This is a genomic window from Sporichthya sp. (genome assembly GCF_013815995.1).
GTDB lineage: Bacteria > Actinomycetota > Actinomycetes > Sporichthyales > Sporichthyaceae > Sporichthya.
The window spans coordinates 30,775-40,286 of the sequence record NZ_JACDFE010000008.1; the positions used below are offsets into that span (position 1 = coordinate 30,775).

The following is a 9,512-nucleotide window of genomic DNA, read 5'->3' on the forward strand; positions in this document are numbered from 1 at the left end:
CACGGGAGACGCCCCTCATGCGCTACGGCTTCGCGATCGACCAACGCACCTGCATCGGGTGCCATGCCTGCACGGTCGCGTGCAAGACCGAGCACGAGATCCCGGTCGGTCAGTTCCGCACCTGGGTGAAGTACGTCGACTCCGGCACCTTCCCGGACAACACCCGCGACTTCGGCGTCATGCGCTGCAACCACTGCACCGACGCCCCGTGCGTCGCGATCTGCCCGACGCACGCGCTGTTCACCCGCAGCGACGGCATCGTCGACTTCGACGGCGACAGCTGCATCGGCTGCAAGAGCTGCCAGCAGGCCTGCCCGTACGACGCGATCTACATCGACGCGAACACCCACACCGCGGCCAAGTGCAACTTCTGCGCCCACCGCGTCGACGAGGGTCTCGAGCCGGCCTGCGTCGTGGTCTGCCCGACGCACTCGATCTGGGTCGGCGACCTCTCCGACCCCCTGAGCGGCATCTCCCAACTGCTCGCCGAGGGCGCGGTCGAGAACCAGGTCGCGGTAAGGGCGCCGGAGCAGAAGACCGGCCCCAATGTCTTCTACCTCGGCGCGACCATCCCGGTGCTCAACCCGCTCGAAGCCCCGGTCGACGACACCTACATCTTCAGCGAGCCCGACCCGCACCGCGCGATGGTCTCCTCGCACCTGCCGCCCTCGGCGGACAACGCCAAGACCACCCTGAACACCGCCCACCCGCGGCCCTGGGGCTGGCGCGTCACCACCTACCTCTGGACCAAGGGCGTCGCCGCCGGCGCTGTGCTGGTTGCGGCCCTGGCGGTCCTGTTCGACATCGACCTCGGCCGCTTCGGTTCGATCGGCGCCCCGCTGGTCGGCCTGATCGGCGCCGCCGTCACCGGCGTTCTGCTGATCACGGACCTGAAGCGACCCGAGCGCTTCTACTACATCTTCACCAAGGGCAACCGGACCTCGTGGCTGTTCCTCGGCTCGTGGGCGCTCGCCATCTTCGGCGCGATCCTCACCGGCTGGCTGGGCGCAGGGCTCTTGGCGGAGAACGGCGCCGGTTGGGCCGAGGACGTCTGGAAGGTCCTCGCCGTGATCTCGATCCCCGCTGCCGTGATGGCGGCCGGGTACACGGCCTTCCTGTTCAACCAGGCCAAGGGTCGCGACCTCTGGGAGTCGCGCCTGCTCTTCCCGCACCTGATCGCCCAGGCGGTCATGGTCGGCGCGGGCGCCATGGCGATCCTCATCGGTCCGGCGAACAAGCCGATCGGCGGCCTTGCCGACCTACCGGCGCCTTCCAACGGACTGGCCTACGGATTCGTTTGGATCCCTGAGGCCGAACAACTCGTGGTCCGCGCCCTGGTGATCGCGACCGTCCTGCACATCGCGTTCTCCCTGGTGGAGTTCTACGGCAAGCACGAGACCAAGCAAGCCACTGCGGCGGCGCACCTGGTCACCCACGGGCCGTACCGCCCGCTGTTCCTCGGCTCACTGGTCGCGTGTGTGATCGCCGCCGGCCTGGCGATGGGCGCGTGGGACGGCGAGCACATGGGGCTCGCGGTGGTGGCGGGGCTGATCGTCCAAGGCGCTTTGCTCGCCTACGAATCTGTGTTCGTCCGCGCGGGACAGGACATCCCGCTGTCATGACGACAACCCCGGAACGCGCCAAGCAGGCCGAGGACACTGCGCCCGCGCCGCGCAAGCTGCCCGGTGACCGCACCCACGAGGGCCTGCGCAACTTCCCGCCGGTCGAGAACTGGGACAACCACGTCGAGTACGACGCCAAGGCGCACCCGCGCAAGGTGCCGCACACCTACATGCTGATCCCGACGACGTGCTTCAACTGCGAGTCCGCCTGCGGCCTGCTCGCCTACGTCGACAAGGACGACCTGTCGGTCAAGAAGGTCGAGGGCAACCCGGCGCACCCGGGCTCGCGGGGACGCAACTGCGCCAAGGGCCCGGCGACCATCAACCAGATCAACGACCCGGAGCGGATCCTGCACCCGCTCAAGCGGGTCGGCGAACGCGGCGGCGGCCAGTGGGAGCAGGTCTCCTGGGACGACGCGCTCGACGACATCGCCGGCCGGATCCGCAGGGCGATCCAGGAGGACCGCCACGAAGAAGTGGCCTACCACGTGGGCCGTCCCGGCGAGGACGGCTTCGCCGAGCGGGTGCTGCAGGCCTGGGGCTGCGACGGGCACAACTCCCACACGCAGGTCTGCTCCTCCGGTGCGCGGTTGGGCCAGACCCTGTGGGGCGGCTACGACCGGCCGAGTCCGGACCATGCCAACGCCAAGGTGATCCTGCTGTTCTCCAGCCACCTGGAGACCGGGCACTACTTCAACCCGCACGCCCAGCGGATCATGGAGGGCAAGCAGGGCGGCGCGAAGCTGATCGTCGTCGACCCGCGGATGTCCAACACCGCGAGCCACGCCGACATCTGGCTGGCGCCCTGGCCGGGCAGCGAGGCGGCGCTGCTGCTGTCCATCGCGAGTCATCTTCTGAAGACCCGTCAGATCGACGAGGCCTTCCTCCGCCGCTGGCTGAACTGGGACGTCTACCTGCGCGAGCTGCACCCGGACACTGAGCCCACGTTCGAGAACTTCCTCGACCGGCTCGAGGCGGACTACGCCGAGTACACCTTCGAGTTCGCCGCTGCCGAGTCCCAGGTCCCGATCGAGCGGATCCGCGCGATCGCCGAGGCCGTCGCCGACTGCGACCACAAGCTTTCCGCGCACATCTGGCGGTCAGCTGCCGCGGGCAACTACGGCGGCTGGGCCGTCGCGCGCGCGATGTGGTTCGTGCTCGCGCTGACCGGTTCGATCGGCACCGTCGGCGGCACCGCGCCCAATGGCTGGAACAAGTTCATCCCGCACGGCCCGGACGTCCCCGCCCACGATCACTGGAACCCGCTGACCTGGCCGGAGGAGTACCCGCTGGCCTGCAACGAGATGTCGATCCTGCTGCCGCACTTCCTCGCCGAGGGTCGCGGCGTCATGGACGTCTACTTCTCCCGGGTGTTCAACCCGATCTGGACCTACCCCGACGGCTTCACCTGGATGAAGGCGCTCTCCGACCCGGAGAAGGTCCGCTGCCACGTCGCACTGACCCCGACCTGGTCGGAGACCGCCGAGTTCGCGGACTACGTGCTCCCGATGGGCCACTCCACCGAGCGCCACGACACCCACTCCTACGAGACCCACGCTGCGCGCTGGCTCGGCTTCCGCCAGCCGGTCAAGCGGGTCGCGATGGACAAGCTCGGCATGCCCTACACCGACACCCGGGACTCGAACCCCGGCGAGGTGTGGGAGGAGAACGAGCTCTGGTTCGAGCTGTCCTGGCGCATCGACCCGGACGGCTCGATGGGCATCCGGCAGCACTTCGAGTCCAAGTACCGCCCCGGTGAGAAGGTGACCGTCGACGAGTACTACCGCTGGATCTTCGAGAACCGGATCCCCGGCCTGCACGAGAAGGCGGACGCGGAGGGCCTCACGCCGTTGGCCTACATGCGCAAGTACGGCGTGGTCGAGATCGCCGACAACCTCTACCGTCAGGACGAGCGCCCGCTCACTGAGGCCGAACTCGACGGCGCGGTGCCGGACGAGAACGGCGTGCTACGCAAGCTCACCGACCTGGACTCCGTCCCGCCGCTGATCGGCGAGGCCGGCGCGGTCGGGGTCCAGCACGAGGACGGCTCCGTCACCGCCGGCTGGCTCTCGCCCTCGCGCAAGCTGGAGATCTACTCCACCCCGATGAAGGAATGGGGTTGGCCCGAGCACGCGACCCCGGGCTACATCCGCTCCCACGTCGCCGCGTCCGAGATCGATCTGCCCGCCGGCGACCTGGTGCTGGTCCCGACCTTCCGACTGCCGACCCTGATCCACACCCGCTCCGGCAACGCCAAGTACCTCAACGAGATCTCCAACTCCCACCCGCTGTGGCTGAACTCGGTCGACGCCAAGCGGCACGGGGTCAAGACCGGCGACCTGGTCCGGCTGCGCACCTCGATCGGCTACTTCGTGCCGCGGGTGTGGGTGACCGAGGCGATCCGCCCCGGCGTTTGCGCGCTGAGCCACCACATGGGCCGCTGGCGCCTGCACGACACCGAGGGCTCGCGCTGGGTGCAGGGGCTGGTCGACATCACGCACCCGGACGGCCCGGACTCCTTCATGCTCCGCTACAAGGGCGGCATCGAGCCCTTCGAGTCCGACGACCCGGACTCGAAGCGGATCTGGTGGACCGACCCCGGCGTGCACCAGAACCTAGCTTTCGCCGTGCAGGCCGACCCGTGGTCGGGCCAGCAGTGCTGGCTGCAGAAGGTCCGGATGACGCACGCCGAGCCCGACGACCGCTACGGCGACGTCTGGGTCGACACGGCGAAGTCGATGGAGATGTACCGGGAGTGGCTGGCCAAGACCCGGACCACCCTCGGCCCCGGTGGTCAGCGCCGCCCCGAGTTCCTGATGCGCCCGGTCAAGCCCCGCCGCCGCGCCTTCCTCGTCGACCCCGAATGACGCAACGGGGTGGCAGAAGGAACGCCGCCAGCTCTACCGCCGGGTAAGGACGGGTCAAACCCGGACAACTCCGCTCGGTTTCGGGCGCTCGGTCGCGGAGAATCCCTGGAAGACGAGAGGGACGCGGATGCGGGTACGGGGTGCGCTCGGGGCGGTGGCCGTCCTGACGTTGGTGCTGGCCATCTTCGGCAGCATCGTCCTGCTCGCCGAGGCCAAGTTCGGCGCGTCCAGCGGGACGGTCGAGGCCGCCGCGGTGTCGGAGCCGGTTGCGGCCCCCGAAGCGGCCGTCGCCGCCCCGGCCGAGGCTGCGGCTGCGGTGACGCCGGCCAAGGCCGCGCCCAAGCCGGCGCCGGCCGTCGACGGCTTCGGGACCTACACCGACTACCAGCGCTCGATCATCAACACGATCGACGGTTGGTGGGAATCGGCGCTGGCCCGCGCGGGCGTCAGCTACAACGGCCCGCGCCTCACCGTCGCCGCGAAGGGCAAGTCGGCCAACTCCCAGTGCGGCCGCGCGGTGGCCAATCCCGTCGACGTCAAGGCGGCCTACCCCGCGTTCTACTGCCGCGGCGACAAGACGGTGTACCTGTCCTCGGGCTGGCTGTACGCGGCGATCTACTCCCAGTTCCACAAGGGCGGGGTGGCGGCGATCATCGCCCACGAGTTCGGCCACCACGTCCAGCACGCGATCGGCATCGCCGACCCGCTGGTCAGCAAGCAGGAACTGCAGGCCGACTGCCTGGCCGGGATCTGGGTGCACGCCGCGGTCAAGAACGGCTCCTTCACCGCTGGCGACGTGACGGACGCGCGCAAGGCGCTGCGGGCCCTGGGCGACAAGAAGCTCGAGTCCAAGCTGCACCACGGCACGCCCACCGAGCGCACGGCTTGGTTCGACCGCGGATTCAACAGCGGCGATGCCTACGTCTGCAACCACTTCTAGCGAGCGTTCAGCCGAGGGCATCGCCCGAGTTCAGGATCCGCGTGGTCAGGGCCGCGGAGTTCGGCGGCATCCAGCTGAGCTCGGCCTCGAGCCCGATCTCCCGGGCATGGGCCAGCACCGAGCGCAGCACCAGCGCCCCGGTGGTGTCGATGCGGCCGAGCCCGGACAGGTCGATCTCCACCCGGACCATGCCGGGGTTGGCGGCGAGGGCGTCGGTGACGGCGCCGTCCAGGCGCTGCGCGGTGCCGAACCAGAGCACCCCGCGGGGGAGCAGGCGCAGAGTGGTGCCGTCGGTGAGGACGTCAATGTCGAGCTGCAGTGCGCGCCAGAGGAACACCGCCAGCGACATCCCGATCCCGATCAGCACCGCGATGTCGATCCGGGGCGCGAGCAGCAGGGTGGCGACGAAGGTGGACCAGGCGACCACCGCCTGAGGGACCGTCAGGCGCCACAGCGCGAGCAGCGGACGGAAGCGGAGCAGGCCGAGCACGGCGGAGATCACGATCCCGGCCAGGGTGGCCAGCGGCAGCGGCTCCAGCAACCCGGCGAAGGGCAGGAAGGCCAGCACGGTCAGCCCGGTGACCGCCCCGGCCAGCCGGGTCCGGGCTCCGCAGGCCCGGGCCACCGAGCTGCGGCTGAAGGACCCGCCGCAGGGCATCCCGCCGCTGGCGGCGGCGACCACGTTGGCCACGCCCTGGCTGACGAACTCCCGGTCGGGGTCCCAGCGGCTGCGCTCCTGGTCCGCGAACCGGCGGCTGATCGACGCGGCCTCGGAGAACCCGATCAGCGCAATCACCACCCCCGCCACCAGGAGGCGGTGCAGGTCCCCCCAGGGTAGGTCGTCGACGGTGAACGGCGGCAGGCCGGCCGGGATGGTCTCGACGGTCGCTCCGTCATAGCCGCCGGCGTCGGAGACCAGGGTCGCCACCACCGCGGCGATCAGGATGCCGGGGAACAGCCTATGCAGGCGGCGCCCGCCGATCACCACGACCAGCGTCGTGACGGTGACTATCAGCGCTTCGCTCTGCCATCGGTCCGGGTGCCCGAGCACCCAGGCCGCGTCGAGGAACTGGTTGTCGTGCTCGGGCCGCTCGCCAACCCCGAACGCCGACCCCAGCTGGGAGAACGCGATCAGCAGCGCCGCGGCCGGGATGAATCCGAGCAGCATGGGCTGCGACATCAGGTAGGCGACCCAGCCGGCCCGCAGCAGGCCGAGTGCGATCCGGGCCACCCCGACGATCAGGGCCAGCCCGAGGCCGAGGGTGGCGTACTCGGCGCTGCCCGGAGTGGCCAGCGAGGAGAGCGCCCCGAAGCTGAGCAGCGCGGTGATCGCGACCGGGCCGGTCTGCAGATATGGGGAGGAGGCGAAGATCGCGGCGACCAGCGGGGGCAGCGCCGCGGAGTACAGGCCGGCCACCGGGGGCATCCCGGCGATGTCCGCGTAGGCGAGCGACTGCGGGATCACCACGACAGCGACGCTGACGCCCGCGACCAGGTCGCCGGCCAGGCCCGGCGAGATCCGCATGGCACAGTCCTCAATCCGGTTCCCCGCACGCCGTCGTGCAGGCTCCAGATTGTACGGACAACTGCGTTCCGTCGGCAGGGGTGCCGCAGGCCGGGCTTGTACGCTTGCCCTCCGTCTTCGCCAGCGGAAGGTGCCCCCACATGTCCGGCAGCGCGACGACGCCTCGCGAGCTGGACCGCGCCTCGGCCACGCCGCTCTGGGCACAGCTGGAGGAGGACCTGCAGCGCCGGCTGGCGGACGGGGCGTTCGAGATGGCGTTCCCGGGCGAGCACGAGCTGGCCGGGGAGTACGGGGTCAGCCGGCACACAGTGCGCGAGGCGCTACGCCGGATGCGCGCCTCCGGCGTCGTGGACTCCACCCGCGGCCGGGGCAGCTCGATCCGGCACGCGGCGATCGAGCAGCCGCTCGGCGCGCTGTACTCGCTGTTCCGCTCGGTCGAGGCCACCGGCGTCGAGCAGCGCAGCAAGGTGCGCGTGCTGGAGGTACGCCGCAACCCGGCGGTGTCCGAGGCGCTCGGGATCGACCCGGACTCCGAACTTGTCTTCCTGGAGCGGCTGCGTCTGGCCGACGGCGAGCCGCTGGCCCTGGACCGCAGTTTTCTGCCGCGGTCGGTGGGTGAGCCCCTGCTGGCCGGCGTCTTCGAACACACCAGCCTTTACGGGGAGTTGGCCCGGCTGACCGGGATCCGGCTCAACGGCGGACGGGAAGCGATCACGGCGGTCGTGGCAGACTCGCCCACACGCCGATTGCTGGGTATCAAGTCCGATGTCGCCGTGCTCGCGGTGACGCGGATCGGGTGCCTGGACGGTCGGCCGCTGGAATTCCGGGAAAGCCTCATCCGTGGCGATCGGTTCAGCCTCTCCGCAGAGTGGCCGGGAACCGCGGGCTACCGGGTTGACGTCGCAGGAATGAAGGGAAGCAACGGCGGCTGAGCGCGCGCACGGTCGATGGTCTGCACGTCGAGAATCTGACGGTCCGTTACAGCGGCCTGACTGGTGCCTGTATGTCTGTGTGTGTCTGACGCAGTGTCAGTGGGTGGTCGCCGCGATCCGGTTGGCGAAGGCCAGCACGGAGGCGACGAAGGCGTCGTTGTCATCGGTCGCCGCGGTGTGCGCTGCGTCCGCAATGTCGACCACCTCGAGATGTGACACCAGGCCGCGCAGGTGCTCGACGCCCTCGTCGTCCACGATGTCGCTGAGCAGGCCACGAATCAGCAGCGTCGGCACCCGGACCGCGGAGGCCGCGTCGTCCAGCCCGCCCTTGACCAGTTCGACGTCGTTGAGGACTTCGCGCACCATGCGCGGGTCCCAGTGCCAGTTCCAGCGGCCGTTGGGCTGCTGGCGCAGGTTGCGCTTGAGGCCCTCGGTGGCGGCCGGGCGCGGGCGGTGCGGCAGGTAGGCCGCGACGGCGTCGGCGGCTTCCTCGAGAGAGGCGAAGCCGTCCGGGGCGGCGTTCATGAAGTCCAGGATCCGGCGGGCGCCGTCCATCCGGACGTCGGGGACGATGTCGACCAGCACCAGTCCGGCCACGAGGGTGTCGAGGGGGCCCGTCGCGATCAGCGCCGCGATCCCGCCCATGCTCGCGCCGACCAGCAGGACCGGCCGGTCGTCGCAGAGCGCGGAGTACGCGCGAGTGACGTTCTCGACGTCGCTCCCGAAATGCTCCGGCAGGTACGCGGCCTCCGGCGACCAGTCGCTGTCGCCGTGCCCGCGCATGTCGATCGCCACCGCCCGGGCGCCGCGCTCGGCAAGGGCGTTCAGGGCGCGACCCCAGGAGTTGCGGGTCTGCCCGCCGCCGTGCAGGAGGAGCACGGGAAAGCCGTCCTCGGGCCCGGCGATGTCGCCGGCCAGACGGATCCCGTCGTGGCCGGGGAGCTCGATCCCGCGCCGACTATTCATGGTTCACATAGAAGCACGAATCGCCGCCGTCGCGCTGCGCGGGTGTACGGATCCGTACTGTGGCCTTGCTTACGGGGCCTCTAGCGATCGCCCCGGATCAGCGGGCGCATCTTTTCCGCCGCGGCGGGGGTGACCATGTCGGGGTCGGCGTAGACCGGCGGGCCGCCCGCCTCGGCACGGCTCTCCGGCAGTTGCACCGGGTCGTTTCCGCGGCTCTTCGGTACCGGGGCAGCACCGATGTCCGACCAGGTCGGCGTCGGCGGTGCCTCGGCCTGCGACGCGGTGCTGGAGTCCGGCGGCGCCTCGTCCATCCGGTGGCGGCGGGGGTTCGAGACTGACGTGTCGTCAGTAGTGCTGCGCCGCGTGCGGAGGAACCGCTCGATCAGGCGCCGGGGCTTCTTCGCGTCCATCACCATGCGCTACCCGGGCAGGGGTGTATCAAGCGCCGCCGTGGGCCCTAGAACGGTGGGGTCTCGAGAGCTTGATCGGGCGCCCCGAACTCGGGTGGTTCCTCGCCGTTGGCCGGTGGCGGTCGGACGGTGAAGATCTCCCCGGTGGGGCTGGTCCAGGTGAAGGTGCCTTCGGTGTCCTGGGTGCAGGTCCAGCCGGGCATGTGCTTGATCTTGTGGTGGAAGCGGCAGATGCACCCGAGGTTGCTGT

The 9,512-nt window shown here is 70.2% G+C and carries 7 protein-coding genes and 1 pseudogene; 4 read left to right on the forward strand and 4 right to left on the reverse strand.

The genetic code is table 11. The features are described from left to right. The first annotated feature begins 17 nt into the window (after positions 1-17). The 3 genes from H0X00_RS02120 (at position 18) to H0X00_RS02130 (ending at position 5,429) form a co-directional block, all read left to right on the forward strand. Positions 18-1,622: a 4Fe-4S dicluster domain-containing protein gene (locus tag H0X00_RS02120; protein WP_293767040.1), complete on the forward strand. Its 1,605-nt coding sequence runs from the start codon at positions 18-20 to the stop codon at positions 1,620-1,622. Next, entirely contained in the window at positions 1,619-4,489 is a 2,871-nt protein-coding gene (locus tag H0X00_RS02125) for a molybdopterin-dependent oxidoreductase (RefSeq protein WP_293767041.1), read from the forward strand. Before H0X00_RS02120 ends, H0X00_RS02125 begins: the two co-directional genes overlap by 4 nt. 127 nt (positions 4,490-4,616) lie before the next feature. After that, positions 4,617-5,429 carry a neutral zinc metallopeptidase gene (locus tag H0X00_RS02130; protein ID WP_293767042.1) on the forward strand — a complete coding sequence of 271 codons (813 nt, stop codon included), beginning with the start codon at positions 4,617-4,619 and terminating at the stop codon, positions 5,427-5,429. Between the two features lie 7 nt (positions 5,430-5,436). On the opposite strand, the gene H0X00_RS02135 is transcribed toward H0X00_RS02130, so the two are convergent. Next, positions 5,437-6,954, reverse strand: coding sequence for a SulP family inorganic anion transporter (locus H0X00_RS02135; protein WP_293767043.1), 1,518 nt, complete (start codon positions 6,952-6,954; stop codon positions 5,437-5,439). 140 nt (positions 6,955-7,094) lie between these two features. Here H0X00_RS02135 and H0X00_RS02140 point away from each other — a divergent pair, with 140 nt between their 5' ends. Continuing rightward, positions 7,095-7,886, forward strand: coding sequence for a GntR family transcriptional regulator (locus H0X00_RS02140; protein WP_293767044.1), 792 nt, complete (start codon positions 7,095-7,097; stop codon positions 7,884-7,886). 96 nt (positions 7,887-7,982) lie between these two features. On the opposite strand, the gene H0X00_RS02145 is transcribed toward H0X00_RS02140, so the two are convergent. From H0X00_RS02145 to H0X00_RS02155, 3 genes and pseudogenes are all read right to left on the reverse strand, one after another. Then, the gene (locus tag H0X00_RS02145; protein WP_293767045.1) at positions 7,983-8,852 is read right to left on the reverse strand and encodes an alpha/beta fold hydrolase; all 870 of its coding nucleotides are present in this window, start codon (positions 8,850-8,852) and stop codon (positions 7,983-7,985) included. An 80-nt stretch (positions 8,853-8,932) separates the two neighbouring features. Continuing rightward, positions 8,933-9,262 (reverse strand): hypothetical protein, encoded by a 330-nt coding sequence (locus H0X00_RS02150; protein ID WP_293767046.1) that lies wholly within the window; start codon positions 9,260-9,262, stop codon positions 8,933-8,935. A 47-nt stretch (positions 9,263-9,309) separates the two neighbouring features. Then, positions 9,310-9,512: pseudogene (locus tag H0X00_RS02155) on the reverse strand (HNH endonuclease); the annotation flags it as partial.

Coding starts and splice junctions, on each gene's coding strand:
- H0X00_RS02120 (WP_293767040.1), top strand. CDS start 18: ATGCGCTACGGCTTCGCGATCGACCAACGCACCTGCATCGGGTGCCAT.
- H0X00_RS02125 (WP_293767041.1), top strand. CDS start 1,619: ATGACGACAACCCCGGAACGCGCCAAGCAGGCCGAGGACACTGCGCCC.
- H0X00_RS02130 (WP_293767042.1), top strand. CDS start 4,617: ATGCGGGTACGGGGTGCGCTCGGGGCGGTGGCCGTCCTGACGTTGGTG.
- H0X00_RS02135 (WP_293767043.1), bottom strand. CDS start 6,954: ATGCGGATCTCGCCGGGCCTGGCCGGCGACCTGGTCGCGGGCGTCAGC.
- H0X00_RS02140 (WP_293767044.1), top strand. CDS start 7,095: ATGTCCGGCAGCGCGACGACGCCTCGCGAGCTGGACCGCGCCTCGGCC.
- H0X00_RS02145 (WP_293767045.1), bottom strand. CDS start 8,852: ATGAATAGTCGGCGCGGGATCGAGCTCCCCGGCCACGACGGGATCCGT.
- H0X00_RS02150 (WP_293767046.1), bottom strand. CDS start 9,262: ATGGACGCGAAGAAGCCCCGGCGCCTGATCGAGCGGTTCCTCCGCACG.